The organism is Paraburkholderia sp. USG1 (genome assembly GCF_031570135.1).
In the GTDB taxonomy this organism is placed as follows: Bacteria; Pseudomonadota; Gammaproteobacteria; order Burkholderiales; family Burkholderiaceae; genus Paraburkholderia; species Paraburkholderia dioscoreae.
The window spans coordinates 1-13,344 of the sequence record NZ_JAMWXW010000060.1 but is presented as its reverse complement, the minus strand read 5'-3'; the positions used below and the strand labels follow the sequence as shown (position 1 = coordinate 13,344).

Sequence of the window (13,344 nt, the reverse complement as noted above, 5' to 3'; positions counted from 1 at the left end):
ATGGGAGAGCGGAAGCCTCAACGGCGTGGTCCGGATCTTCTACAGCAATCACACTCACCACGATTATCACGTCACCAATGGCATGATCCTGACAGTCTACAACGACGACCAAGGCAACCCTACTGTAGGGTGCGGGCACCTCGTTGTGCCAGCCGACCATCTCCATGCAGGCGACACGATCACGCTTGAACGCGGACAACAGCTACTGCGTGCGGATCTCGTACGCACAGAAAAGGCCATCAATTCCAAGATTCACGTGCCGCTTTATCAGTACGAATACGACGCATTGGTGAGCGTCATTTTTAACGCGGGCGGTGGCAGCGCGGCTGACGATATGGCGGATATCGTCAATGCCGGTAATTATTCGACAATCCCGGAATCCATTCGCCATTTTTATGTACGAAATCCGCGCCTGCTTCCGCGACGTTCAAGCGAGGCTAACATGTTTGCCTCCGGAGGCTACGATGCGAGTCACTAAGATAGTCCCAGCACTGGCCGCACTTGCGCTCATTTCTGGGAGTGCCTATGGAAGTGATGACGAGGAGTGCCTTAAACACCTGAGCGGTAGCGGCAGCATGGACTCAAATTGCTTCATGGTAGCGGCCGCCGATATGGAAACAGCTAACAAAGCACTTTATACGGCGATCGCCCAATCGATCCCCAAAGGAAATCCCAACGCCGCTCTCCTTTCGGACTACATGCGCGAACAGGACAGGATGAAGAGATTCTGCACCATCAACAAATTCGCCGGATCAAAGTGGAAGCCAGACATTACCGCTCCACAGGTACGCAACATCAACGATATTGCGTATTTTGAGTGCATCTACGATCTGCGGAAAGACCAGAATCAGCATCTGCAGAGCATTCTTGATCTGGTGAAGTCGACTACGAACTGATCAATCTATGTACCGCCAGCCCGTCGGGCGGGCATCCTTGTAAAGTCTCAATTCGGCTCAACGCCGGCTTGCCGGAATGCACCGGGAGGCCACATCGCTTTCGTCGCGCGACGCTGCATTCCGAAGCCTGGTGGGCTCTGCGCAACCGGTGATGGTCTCCGTTATGTCGAAGGCGGCCTGCTATCAGGACTGGAACGATTCCCGTGTGCTCAGCATGTACACATCGGCTCAAATCGGAAACGGTTTCATCCCTGCACCGTGGGGACCGATGAAGTATGCACCAAAGAGCCGTTGCCTGAGTGTGCTTCGCACTGACTCCTGGACCCAGAAGTCTCTCAACTCGTTCCGCTACCGAACGGTCTACTACAGCCCTGAGAGCGGTGAGAGCCAAGCCGTCGTGTACGAGTTTATTAACCAGGACGGTTCTTGGTTGCTCAATTACGCGTCGTTTTAACAAACTAGCGTCGTACCGGCGCGGAAAGGGTACAGAACAAATGACAACATCGTTCACGTGGTGGGAGAAAACGGTCGAGTATGCGTTTATTCTCCAAACTGGGCCGTTAATCGACTTTGCCGCGCCACTTGCCGGAGTCGAGGAGCGCGCTGGTGACGGCATCTTCGCCAGTGACTCGAAGCTAGTGCTGGTTGAGTTCAAGCGCAGTTTCGCCGAGCTATCCTCGGAGCGTACGAAATTTGTGAACTTCGCGCATGCAGCGGAGAAGCTGAGCACTCGTGACGCCCATCATTTCATCGTCTACGGCTACGAGGTGAAGGAAGAAAACGGTAAGAAGCCATGGCTGGGTCTCGTTGCGGAAACGTATTTCTCAGCGAACGAACCCGAGGCACTCGACTCGATTTTTGAAGCAGGCTTGTCGAAGGATAATTTCAATACCTATCTGGATGAATTTTTGAAGTTGAAACGTCCCGACGGCCGGAGCAGCGGCACCATCAGCCCAGCCGCTTACGCCTCGGTGTTCGGAGTATCTAAATCTCAAGGTGTGAAAACGGTACCAATGGAGGAGTATCTGGTACACGAATTGAAATATGAGTACACAATGGAACCTCCCCAAAGCGCTCATGAGATTAGGCTGCCGGGGATGGGGGGGCCGTTCTGAGTATTTGTACGTCGCGGAGGTGCCTCGCGTGCGCAGCGCTTTTTAGAATGGTAAGCATCGCGGGCGTAACCGAAGTCGCGCGGGCGCCCTGACTCGATGCGCACGATACTTCGACAGACGCTTGACCGCCTCCTTGTTCCCCGTTCGAAAGGCGATTACGAAGAAATCGAGAGGACGCTCTCGGTGTAACTCTTTGAGCGCGGCGTAGGTCGCAGCAAACGTACGCGATGCTGCGCACGCGTCTGGCCTCCAGCGGGATTCACACGGCATCTCCGAACACCGCTTGTTCAAGCGTTGTATGACGCTGGCGCCAATCCGGATAATGTTGAGCTAACAAGGACCAGAACGCCTTTGTATGATTTTTTTCAACCGTGTGGCAAAGCTCGTGCACGATGACATAGTCCTGCACGGTGGTTGCCAGTTCCATCACTCTTGGATGGAACTCAAGCACATTGTTGCCACTGCAACTGGCCCAACGACTCTCGAAGTGACGGATGCGGGCCCCACTGGATTGCAATCCGGTTTGCTGTTCCCAATGACGAACGCGCTGGAGCAGTTTTTCGTGCGCACGCTCGCGGTAGAAACCTTCCAATAGGGGCGCTATCGCCTCGGGCGGAATGCTCGAGCCATCTGGATGCTCGACGATAAAACGAGACGCAGTAAACGTTAGGCGAGGTCGAGTGATGCCTGGCGTGTGCCGGACCTCGGTGAAATACGTCCGACCGGAGTAGCGAAGGCGGCTGCCGGTAACGATGGCGTCATTGCGCAGCGGCTGATTGACCAGCTCCTGTTTTTCGCGTATCCAACGGGCACGACGGCGCACCAAGGCTTCCTGTTCGGCCTTGCTCACCTGCGGCCCGCGCAGCAATACCGGCCGTCCTCGCTCCACGGTCACATAGTGCCGTTTGAGTTTGGCATCAGGCTGAAATCCCCATTCAATGGTGGTTTGGCCGTACTGCAGAATTGGCATGGTCAGTTCTTCAGCAGGATGTCCAGGATATCCACGGTAGTCGTGCCTGCGGATGAGCGGCACCCGGTCGTCGTCAACGCACAACTGTTGAAACCGGCGATGGCGCGTGCCCGCGAATACCTGACACCCGACATCATCGACCGGGTCGAAAGCTATTGCGAATCGGGCCCCGTGCTACAGCGCGCGTTGTGCGCCGACCTCGAGATTCCATCGGGCCTGATTCCTCCGCTGCTCGCCAAGGGTGTTCTGCAAGCCGACCTCGCGCATCAGCATATCTGCGCCACGTTGGAACTGTCGGCCGCGTATGGCGACCTGAGCCACCTCTGTCTGATTGAGGGGTTGCGGCCATGATGTCCGACCTGCGCAGGGAAGACAGGCTGGCGCCCCCAGGCAAACCGGAAAGCTATTTCGAGGTGCGGGACAGTCGCCTGCATGCTGGCACCATCCAGCTCTTCGATGCCGAGAAACGTGCGGACCGGTATGTTGAGTACGACGACATCCGCGCCCGGATTTCTGACGGCAGTCTGGTCCTGCATCGAAAGGGCATGCCGCGCGTCAGCATTGCTGCCCAGCACGATGACCCGAAATTGCACGACAGAGTTCGCTTACTAAACGAAGCACTGCGGCGCATCGGTGCCATCTGTGAGCAACGGGGCCTGTCCTTTAATGCAGCGATTCCCATGGCCCGCGAATCCTATGTCATGGAGAACGAAGACAAGCCACTTGCCTGCCCGTTTCCGTCGCGCGCAACCCTGTACCGGGCTCACATGAACCAGCTGCTCGGCCTTCCGGTTCTCAGGGGCGACAAAAATAAAGGCAATTCGACGGCCAGGTATTCAAAAGACCTTGTCGAATTCGTCAAAGAAGCTATCCAGGACCTGTTCCTGGTAACCGGGTCCAAGTGGACGGTCCTCGACCTGACGGATTACATCGACCGTGAGGCTCGTCGCCGTGGCCTTCATGTTGCCACGCACGATATCAGCCGCAAGTTCGTGTCCGCCAGGATTGATGACCTTACCGCCGATGCCGATTACGACCGGATGGACCCGCTTGATAGGGTCGCCGGTAAATCGTTCGTGAAGAAGCGTATCCGCGCGGCGTTTCCATTCGCCCGAATAGAGCAGGACGCTGTGCACCTCCCATTCGTTGTACGCAATGGCGATGACATCGCCCGGGAAGTCTATCTGGTGCTGGCGATTGATGTCTGCACTGGATACCCGGTTGGATGGCATCTCGTCATCGGTTCGCCGCGCGAGATGGATTCGCTGTCGTGCCTCGCGATGTATCTGACGCCCGCCAAGGCAGCCCGGTTCGCAAAGCTCGGCATCGCTCACGCGCTGAACGTTTATGGCACGCCTATGCAGGTCATTTTCGACAACGGCCCAGAGACGAAAGGCGGACGAATCGTCCGCCTTGAGCGGTTAGGAATGGATGTCAAGCATTGCAAAGCAAAGGAAGCTCAAGGTAAGCCGTTTATCGAGCGCCTGAACAGGTCGCTCAAGGAAGCACTGCAGCGTCTCCCAGGCTGCACGCGCTTCGAGGGAAAAGATGGCGTGCGCGACCCGGCGGCGCTGGGCGACGAGTTGATAACCATCGAGGCGCTCGAGAAGTGGGTTGTGAAATGGCTCTATGAGGTCTGGGTCAACACCCCGCTGGACCGGCTGCGTTGGGACGAACTTTTGGTCGATTCGGTCAAAGGAAAGACACCGAGCGCGCGCCTGACTCACCAGCTTGAGGAGTTGGGACAACCCATCTCCCTGCCGCCACCGCGCCATGAATGGATAGCCGCGCTCTTCGAACACAAGATGTGCACCTTGAGCGCCAAAACCGGCATCTCGATTGAACGTGGTTTCAGGTACACCGGCGAAGCCATGTCGTATCTGCTGGCCAAGTACGGTGACCATGCGGACCTTCGTGTGGTCTATAACCCCGACGATTTCCGTCAGGTCTATGTGTACGAGGGCGATGACCTTCCGCTTGTCACACTGACGCACCACCACGTTCGTCCGGACACGCCGGCGTGGACCTTTTCTGAAGCCAAAAAGAAGTTCGATTCAGGCATGGCTAACTGGACGGTCCCCGAAGAAAAGGTCCAATTCGAGCGGGAGATGGACGACGCGGTCACCGGAAACGGGAAAGCCCGAAAGCCTAAGGCTCGCGGCAAGCGCGAGGAAAACAAGGAAACCGTGCACCGCGCCAAGAACAATTCAGCCGTCCAGCGGGCCGCCAACCAGCCGCTTTCAGCGGCTGCACCGTTTGGGCCTGCACCTTCGACCAATCCGTCGTTGCCGGCGGAAGATTTTCATCCCAACGTCATCTCATACGACGACGCGCCTCTATTGAACATCGTAAACAGAAACACTGGAGAAAAACTGCTGTGACGCCAGCCCAACTATTGCGCAAGGACATCGAGGAGTGCGAACTGCCTCACCGCATGTTCTTGGAGCACCTCACTGCGCTTAAACAGCGCATCGATGACGCCCTCGCTGGGTTTGCGCCCAAAATCGTTCGCGTCCCAGGTCCTAGTCGCGCAGGCAAATCCTCGCTCATCGCGAGCCTGTCGCGTGACTACCCCGCCAACCGCATCGACGGACGGCGCCATGTGCCCGTACTGGTTGTTGCGGTGCCCGCCTCCGCAACGGCCAAACTGCTTCCCAAAAGTGTGCTGGGTGCGTTGGGCATCCAGGTTCCCCGCAACATGACCGCGGGTGCGATGTTCGACCTGATGGTGGAGCAGCTTCGCCTGGCCGGCACACGCGTCGTGATTTTCGATGAGATTTCGCACCTCGTTGACGAAGGGTCACGGGTGCCTCTGCGCGCAGCTAGCGACTGGCTCAAGACCCTTTCGGACACACTCGGCATGACGCTGATTCTCTTCGGCATTCCGCGACTCGAGCGGCTCTTTTTGGCGAATGAACAGTTGCGCAGCCGCGCCTGTCCTTCGCTCAATTTCTGGCCGTACGACGCAAGCAATGCTGACGAGATGACAGCCTACGTCTCGTGCGTTGTGAACTATGCGCGCCTGTTCTCGGCTGCGGGTTATCCGATTGACGTGCCGCCCCGTATGCTGACGCAGCAATGCTATCTGCTCACTGGCGGCCTGATTGGAGTGCTCGCTGATTTCATGCGTGAATTGGCCCGTGCAATGAAAAGCGAAGCTCCGCGCGCCATTACATACGCAGACTGCCAGAAAGCGACTAAATCCGTTAACCATGCCGGGTCACCGAACAGACTGGCGTTTCAGGACTCTGGCATCGACGACGCGGGCGTGGAGCCGGCGGCGCTGAAACAGGCATACGTGCATGTCCTGACAAGTAACTCGGCGTCCGTACCAGTTCGTAAAAAATCGGGAGATAACCAATGAGCCTCATTCTCACCTATGCGCCCAAGGACGACGAGTCCGGAATGGGCCACTATCGGCGCCTCGCCGCAGACAATGCGCTTTTCAGCTGGCGTGACCTCGCGAGTACGGCGGGTGTCGAGCGCAATCGCCGCGCCTTGCTGACGCGCACGGACGACGTGGCCCGTAACCTCGGCCTGGAACCGGCGTGGACCGAATTCACCCGACAGCAAGAAGACCTCTGCCGGGGTTGGGGACGTCTGCACCGCGCGCACTCTGACGCCGTGTGTCCGGCGTGTCTGGCTGAATCGCCTTACCTGCGACACCACTGGGAACACGCCTATGTCACGGCCTGCCCGCAACATCGACTCCTGCTGGCCGACCAGTGCAATGCCTGCGGGAAGCACCTCTCGCCGGAGCGGCTGTACATTGGATTGTGCGCGTGCGGTCATGACCTGAGTAGCCTGCCGCGTGTTCCCGCGACCCGCGCGCAGCAGTGGCTGTCGACGCTGATTGCGAGCAACGGGCAGCAGTCTGGCAGCATGAAACCGCCTCTGCACGGCGTGGACATCAATGTGCAGGTGAAGGTCATCCGCACGCTCTGCCAACATGCTGACCCGACGCGCCCCGGGTTGCCGCGCTCCGCGGCGTTGCCGAAATCCATTACCGAAGCGGTCGAATTTCTCTCGCCGCTCGAAGCCTTGCTGGCCGACTGGCCAACGGGTTTCCGCAATCACGTCGAGCAGCGCATTGCCGCCGGTCGCAAGGATGCCCGCACGCTGAACACGTTACTCGGCGACTGGTACGTCAGTCTACGCAAGCTTTGCCAGGGCACGACGCTTGAGCCTTTGCTTCAAATCATCATCGACGTCGCCGCACGGAAGTCCGATTGTGTCCTGGGCCTAGATTCGGCCAAAGAGATGGCCGAGGATGCGACCGGATACACGCGCGCGCCGGACGCTGCAAAGGCTATCGGCGTAAGTGTTTCACGTCTGCATGACTCCATTGTCGCCGGCGAGTGCAAACACCGTGCACGGCGTACTGGCACGCGTGGCCAGGTGTTCGAAATTCCGTGCGGTGAGGTTGAGCGCATCCAGCGGCAACGTGCCGAATGGATTTCCGACATCGATGCCTGCGAACTTGCGGGCGTTCCACCCGCCGTGCTCGAACGCATGAAAGCAGCCGGCATTATCCGGTCAGACGTGCGCTGGCGCGAAGACCTGATGAAGGGAGGTCCGGTCGAGCGCCAATCCATACTGGACTTACATGAGCGTGTGGAACGGTGGGCTCAACCCGCTGCGGTGGCCAATGATACGACGCTCACATGGGCGGAGCTGACCAGCCGGCGTATGGGCGACCGAAGCGCTATCGAGTCGCTGATGCAGGCCATCGCAAGCGGCAAGGTGAAAGCCGTCGCGCGTGGTCGGACACTCGGCGAGATGTCCTTCCTGAGGACGGACGTGTCTCAGTATTTCGGCACGCCGCTGCTCGAGGCCGGCATGTCGATTCAGCAACTGTCCAAAGCGACCGGATGGAAATGGGAGTCTATCCAGAACTGGGTGGACGAAGGGCTGCTCGCGTCGGAACGTATTCAGCGACGTGGTCAGCCTTGTCGCGTCGTGCTGCCGCACCAGTTGCTGGAGTTCCGGCAAGCCTATGTTCCGCTGGCCGACCTGGCGCGTGCCATGGGTACAAAGTCCGCGGCGCTGTCGCGCTTGTTACCCGGCGTCGAACTGGTCGGTGCGAAACAGCTTCCTGATGGCGCGATGCGGGGCGGCCTGGTCCGCATCGCAGACCTCGGGCGACTGGCAGTTATCGGTGCGAGAGCAGGGCACGACCTGTTTGTGCCCGCATCGTTGACGCCATGAGAGGGCCAGCGATAAGTCGAACCAATTGCGAGTCCCGACCGGCGATGTATGCGCCGGTCGGGACATAGCTGGGCTCGCATGTAGTGCCGCCGGGTCCATACGACGGAACCGAAGGGTATGACTTTCCACCACCAGGAGACCGCGATGCCTATCTGGAAACCACGTCCCGCTTCCGAAGTGCCGAAGATTCCGTTATCTCGATGGCGCATATTCGAGACAGAGGATGGGACCCGGCATTTCGTTGGCGTAGATATGTTTGACTCGTCGGCGCGCGTCAGCTCCCCGATAGTAACGTTCGACCCGGCCACCTTGCAGGGTAGGACTCAGACGGGACGTATTTATGAGCTGGTCGGCAGGAAAGGCTGGTCGTTGAATGTCGAATACGTCTGGATGAGGTGGTGCGAATTGTACGAGGTCACGTCGTACACCGACATCACCGAACGCCTGCTTGAAGGAGCTGATGATGACGACCCCATATGAACGAACGAAAGCCGTTGTTGATACGCGAGAGATGTTGGAGATGCTCGCCTCTGCCGACGAGATAACCATCGGCGGTCTCGTCCAGTCGGTCGCGATAGGTCTCCTCAGGCACTACCCGCTCAACATTGACCTCGACGTGTCGGCTGCAGCGCTACCCGGAGTCTGGGCCCCGCCGGAACGTTAGCAAAGGGGCGCAACGCAAGCTTTCTATATCTGGGCCAGCGCGATGTAGACGACTTTTCACTAGAAGCGTACTGGGCGGCGCGAGATGCCGCGCGAATAGCGTATCAGGATTCCCAGACCGAGGAAAACGACCCGTTGGGAATATGATGGTCTGCCCAGGCAGAGGGGCATTGCAGCCGGATTCGAGGCCAGACAGGCGATTGGCGCTCTTGTCATAACCTCAATCGCCGGTTTGTCGTAGTAGCCATGGACATGCTGCGACGCTGGAGACTCGTCTACGCCGCTGCAAGCGCTCACTGCATTGGGCGAAGCCCGAGCAGGACCGCCTAACCCCACCTAGGTCGGCCCGCAATGCAGCCACCATCAGGGGGAAATCCAGCTTCGCTACTGCGTTCGTATGCAGTCACGACGGTAGACGAAGGAATGGTCATGTGCGCGGTCAATCGATGCAGCAAGCACCCCATTCTGCACGGACGACGCGAATCTCTGTGCCGTCTTTGGAAAAGTCGTAACGCGCCACTCGGCTTCGTGCGGGCGTCTGGGGGGCCTTGAGCTTTTCCAGAGCACGAACAAGACTGGCCCTGAAATTGCGCATGTGGGACTCGTAGCCCGAGAAGTCATAAAGCCGCTTAACCGGCAACCACTTCGGACAAGCGTGTCCCGCGTAGAAATTTGCAAGCCAGCCTCTCAATCCGTCATACCCTACCGTTTCGTTTTCGACAGCTGTCCAGGCACCGGGACCGAACAGTTCTGCCACGGACGCTGTTACCCGCAGCATCAGCGCGTCACTGCCCCTGAAATCCTCGCCAACTTTGCCGTCCTCGAAAGTCACCGACAAAAGCTTCGGCACCTCGATGTTCATGCGGTTGTAGCGCACGCGCATCTGGGCAAAACTCAGGCGAAGCAGACTTGCCCGAATGGCCCTGTGTGCCTTAACGCTGTATTCGCTTCCCATGCGGTGTGCGAACTCATAGAAGTTGGTTCGGACATGCCGAGGACTCTCTTCCGGGGAAAGCGGCGCATCCCGGTAGTAATCCAAACAGGTCGCATAGACCATCCTGTCGAACTGACAGAGCTCGTACCCGCTGAAAATCAGAGTCATGTTTCTGAGCGAGGCAATTTCCTTCCCAGCGACAAGCAGGGTTGGAGCGCCAGAAAGCACGTTCGCGTTATCGGCCTGCACACTACGCCCAGCAGAAAATAGGGCGGACCGGAGAAATGCGTTTGGTAATGCACGTGCCATCGCTGACCAGCATGGCAGATACACCTCCGAGCCTCGACGGGTGGTCGAGCCGCACCGCGACTGTGATATCCGGCAGCAGGCTGGTATCGAAGCGCACTTTCCAATGATTGCGGCCATTGTCATGCGCCTGGCAGCGCGCGAGCACGATGCACGCCGTGAATTCGTCGTTGACCGTCAGGAGGTCGGTTGCCGGGTCGCGTATCACCGTGCCGCCCAAATCCGAGATTTTCCTCTCCGTCTGCGCAATGATTTCCGGATGCAGTTGTCGCAGGAAGCGGTTGGTCTCAATGTATCGATAATCTCGGCCGGGGGTAAAACCGACTGTCTGATAGGCACGAATTAAACTGCCGAATCGGTACACATAGACCGACGTAGAAGGCATGCCATCTGTTTCATCAATCACTACGCCGGACAGAAAACCGCGACTGCGGAACAGGTTGCGCAGTCGCTCGATTAGCTCTTCGTTCGAGTAATGACGCGCTCTTGCCCTCATGATGCCCTGAGCCGTGTAGAACGTTTCGCTTGGCACAATTGCCTGAAATGCCCCCTCCTTTCGAATCCACATGTCCGGTGTGTTGGTCACCCGCATCTTCTTCAGCTTGAACGACACCCGGTTGTAAACGTTGTTGCCGATGTATTTCTCGTTGGTCAATACTTCCCGTACCGTTGCTCGTGTCCACTCCCGGTCAAGGTCAGTCCGTACGTTCATGCCGTTCAGGCGAGCCGCGATTTCGTATTCGTCGAGCGACCCGTCGATAAACCAGTTGTAGATTAGATTGACGGTTCGCACTTCGCTTTCCGGCCCCGGCATGAGGACTACCCGGTCCGTTTGCAGGCTTTTATGCTCGCCGCGGCACAGTTCGGCTTTCATTAAACCGTGTTCATCGACCAATACGCGGCGCAGTCCATAGCCGGCCGGCCCTCCTTGCCGGAACCCCATCTCAATTAATCGGCACTGGCCAGCGAATACTTTCGCGGACAATTCTCGGCTGTACTCGCCAGCCATTGCCCGCTTTACCCCTTTCACGATGGTAGAGACAGGCGACCCGTCGTTCTCAAACTGCTCGGCGCAGTAAGCAACCTGGATGCCAGCACGGCGGCAGATGTACTCGTAATACGCGCTCTCGTCGGCATCCTGGAATCGCCCCCAGCGACTCACGTCATAGACGAGGATTACGCAGAAATCCGCCTTGCCATTGGCGACATCGGAGATGAGATTTTGAAGTGCCTGGCGACCGTCGATTCGAAGACCGCTTTTACCCTCATCGGCATATGTGCGGACGATTTCGAATCCGCGGCGGGTTGCGTAGTCTCGAATTCGGTCGCGCTGATTCTCGGTCGAATACTGCTGGTGTTCGGTCGACATGCGGACGTACTCAGCTGCCCGTCCTGCCAGGGAGCCGGCTACGACTGCTGCACCCGTGTTATTGAATGACATTCTCCGCTCCGCAACTCAGACACAAACACGCGGTAGGCACCGAGCGCAAGGGGAGTCCCAAATGCGAACGCCGCGGCTTCACATCAGGCGGTGGCGTTTGAAAACGAACGGTGACAAGGCAAAGGTAGCAGGCCCGACGCCAATGTGTATCACGTCATCTCTTTGCAATCATATGGGCGGTGCTGTCGGCGCAGACAGCACCGCTATGTGGACGGTCCACACGTCCATTTTTGCGGCGCCGGCATCATCCGCATGACGCAGCACGTAGAAGCCAGAGCCCAGCGGCCGAGGGAGTTCGATGACATCCATCTTTGCAATCGGCTTGAAACTCCGTCGTGCATTGCGTATCCGCTGCATGCTGCTGTTGCGCTCTCGATACGCCGGATGTGCAGCTCGATATTCGCGCCAATAGCTTGAGTGGCCTGCGCGCCATCGCGCTTGGGCCCGGGCCTGGTTGTCGCGATAGTCGCGGTCGATACGGAGCCGGTGGTTCTGCCAGTCGCGTCGACGAGCGCGCTGGCAAGCTTCCGACGAGCAGTAACGCTGATGGGGAACATGCGCCAGCGGCAGGAACGCGCTGCCACAGGCGAGACAGAGGCGCGGCGATTTCATGAGTGCCCTCCAGGTCGGGTTGCGACGGGCGGACGCCGACGCCTCGACCAGTCACCGAAAGCACTGGCTCGAGACGGAATCCGGCGGGGAACGTTCCGGCGCCAACGCGGACCAATTCGCTGATGGTTGCGGTGTCGGTCCGGCTGACCGGCATGGCGGCCCTTCAGTTTGCTGGACTGCATGTCTACATGAGCGCCGTACCGTACAAGTGATATGCTCGCGGTAATTAGGGAGAAATCCGCCATGATGGAAAAAGTCTTTCGTTTTGCTGAGTCGCACCAAAACGTCGACCGTTTCATCTCCCGGTTGGGTTGGGGCGCGGTGAGCCTTGGCGCCATTGCAGCCGTCGTCCTGGTGATAGCTTTCGCCCTGAAGTAAATCCAGTCGGGGACAGAACGGTCCCGCGAGAATCCTCGATGCCTCCTAAGCTTCCGGCCTCAGGAGGCATTTTTCCTTTGCGCGGGCGCAGGCCGAGTGCCGCTAGGTTTGCCACGTCGTCAGGTGGTCCGGCAGGTGGAATGCCACACTCACTGCGGGGAACATGCGGCAGCGGCACGAACGCGTTGCCACAGGCAAGGGGATTTCATGAGTGCCCTCCAGGTCGGGTTGCGACGGGCGGACGCCGACGCCTCGACCAGCCACCGAAAGCACTGGCTCGAGACGGACCAGAGAGCGCCTTACTCGGTAATCGCTTCGTTAAACGGTCATCGCTGTTCGCTTGGCCCGTTAGCAGGCCAAGCTCAGAAACTTGGACATTTCTTGATGGCGGACGTGCATCGAGATGGTTCGCTCACGAGCGCAAATTGCCAAAATTGCTTTATCTGAAGCGCAATTTTTTGCGGCTCTCAATACAAACCTGAGCGACGGCTGCTGATGGGAGAGGGCCCGTCCCGTCGCGTGCTCCCGTACATGTCGGAGATGGCCCTGGACGGTTGTTCTCAATTTATGCGTCCACTTTCTCGCATTATGGGTTCGCCCTCAGCCCCAAACCCTTGTCCCATAAGGCGCGATTTCTCGGGTTATGGGTCTCGCTACATGTTGTTGTCGTAGGGCGCCAGAGTAAGTGCGACTGGCGCCACAGTTTGCCTTGGTCGTCGTTGTAGACTGTCAGGATCATGCCATTGGTGACGTGATAATCGTGGTGAGTGTGATTGCTGTAGAAGATCCGGACCACGCCGTTGAGGCTTCCGCTCTCCCAC

At 58.3% G+C, this 13,344-nt stretch carries 15 protein-coding genes; 10 read left to right on the top strand and 5 right to left on the bottom strand.

Features of this window, described 5'->3' with window-relative positions; all coding sequences use genetic code 11:
- From NE850_RS39050 to NE850_RS39040, 3 genes are all read left to right on the top strand, one after another.
- On the top strand, positions 1-478 hold a 478-nt coding region (locus NE850_RS39050), incomplete at its 5' end, for a lysozyme (protein WP_310700394.1).
- Complete coding sequence (locus tag NE850_RS39045) at positions 465-896, top strand: hypothetical protein (RefSeq protein WP_007179847.1); 432 nt, start codon at positions 465-467, stop codon at positions 894-896. The genes NE850_RS39050 and NE850_RS39045, both read left to right, overlap by 14 nt.
- Positions 897-1,390: 494 nt before the next feature.
- Positions 1,391-2,011: a hypothetical protein gene (locus NE850_RS39040; protein ID WP_310700393.1), complete on the top strand. Its 621-nt coding sequence runs from the start codon at positions 1,391-1,393 to the stop codon at positions 2,009-2,011.
- A gap of 259 nt (positions 2,012-2,270) precedes the next feature.
- On the opposite strand, the gene NE850_RS39035 is transcribed toward NE850_RS39040, so the two are convergent.
- Complete coding sequence (locus NE850_RS39035; protein ID WP_310700392.1) at positions 2,271-2,981, bottom strand: SprT family zinc-dependent metalloprotease; 711 nt, start codon at positions 2,979-2,981, stop codon at positions 2,271-2,273.
- 18 nt (positions 2,982-2,999) lie between these two features.
- Between NE850_RS39035 and NE850_RS39030 the strand changes: the two genes are divergently transcribed.
- From NE850_RS39030 to NE850_RS39005, 6 genes are all read left to right on the top strand, one after another.
- Positions 3,000-3,332, top strand: a complete 333-nt coding sequence (locus NE850_RS39030; RefSeq protein ID WP_310700391.1) for a hypothetical protein — start codon at positions 3,000-3,002, stop codon at positions 3,330-3,332.
- A complete protein-coding gene (locus NE850_RS39025) occupies positions 3,329-5,362 on the top strand; it encodes a transposase family protein (protein ID WP_310700390.1) in 2,034 nt (677 codons plus the stop codon). Before NE850_RS39030 ends, NE850_RS39025 begins: the two co-directional genes overlap by 4 nt.
- Complete coding sequence (locus NE850_RS39020; protein ID WP_310700389.1) at positions 5,359-6,345, top strand: TniB family NTP-binding protein; 987 nt, start codon at positions 5,359-5,361, stop codon at positions 6,343-6,345. The genes NE850_RS39025 and NE850_RS39020 overlap by 4 nt, the downstream gene beginning before the upstream one ends.
- Positions 6,342-8,189: a TniQ family protein gene (locus NE850_RS39015; RefSeq protein ID WP_310700388.1), complete on the top strand. Its 1,848-nt coding sequence runs from the start codon at positions 6,342-6,344 to the stop codon at positions 8,187-8,189. The genes NE850_RS39020 and NE850_RS39015 overlap by 4 nt, the downstream gene beginning before the upstream one ends.
- Positions 8,190-8,306: 117 nt before the next feature.
- Complete coding sequence (locus tag NE850_RS39010; RefSeq protein ID WP_310700387.1) at positions 8,307-8,669, top strand: hypothetical protein; 363 nt, start codon at positions 8,307-8,309, stop codon at positions 8,667-8,669.
- Positions 8,650-8,853 (top strand): BPSL0761 family protein, encoded by a 204-nt coding sequence (locus NE850_RS39005; RefSeq protein ID WP_310700386.1) that lies wholly within the window; start codon positions 8,650-8,652, stop codon positions 8,851-8,853. The genes NE850_RS39010 and NE850_RS39005 overlap by 20 nt, the downstream gene beginning before the upstream one ends.
- Before the next feature lie 438 nt (positions 8,854-9,291).
- Here the strand turns inward: NE850_RS39005 and NE850_RS39000 are convergent, their stop codons facing one another.
- The 3 genes from NE850_RS39000 to NE850_RS38990 form a co-directional block, all read right to left on the bottom strand.
- Entirely contained in the window at positions 9,292-9,954 is a 663-nt protein-coding gene (locus tag NE850_RS39000) for a hypothetical protein (RefSeq protein WP_310700385.1), read from the bottom strand.
- Between the two features lie 82 nt (positions 9,955-10,036).
- Positions 10,037-11,533, bottom strand: a complete 1,497-nt coding sequence (locus NE850_RS38995; protein WP_310700384.1) for a recombinase family protein — start codon at positions 11,531-11,533, stop codon at positions 10,037-10,039.
- 168 nt (positions 11,534-11,701) lie between these two features.
- Positions 11,702-12,145, bottom strand: a complete 444-nt coding sequence (locus NE850_RS38990) for a hypothetical protein (protein ID WP_266240753.1) — start codon at positions 12,143-12,145, stop codon at positions 11,702-11,704.
- Between the two features lie 243 nt (positions 12,146-12,388).
- Between NE850_RS38990 and NE850_RS38985 the strand changes: the two genes are divergently transcribed.
- The gene (locus NE850_RS38985; protein ID WP_266211331.1) at positions 12,389-12,523 is read left to right on the top strand and encodes a hypothetical protein; all 135 of its coding nucleotides are present in this window, start codon (positions 12,389-12,391) and stop codon (positions 12,521-12,523) included.
- Positions 12,524-13,109: 586 nt separating this feature from the next.
- Here the strand turns inward: NE850_RS38985 and NE850_RS38980 are convergent.
- On the bottom strand, positions 13,110-13,344 hold a 235-nt coding region (locus NE850_RS38980; protein WP_310700383.1), incomplete at its 5' end, for a hypothetical protein.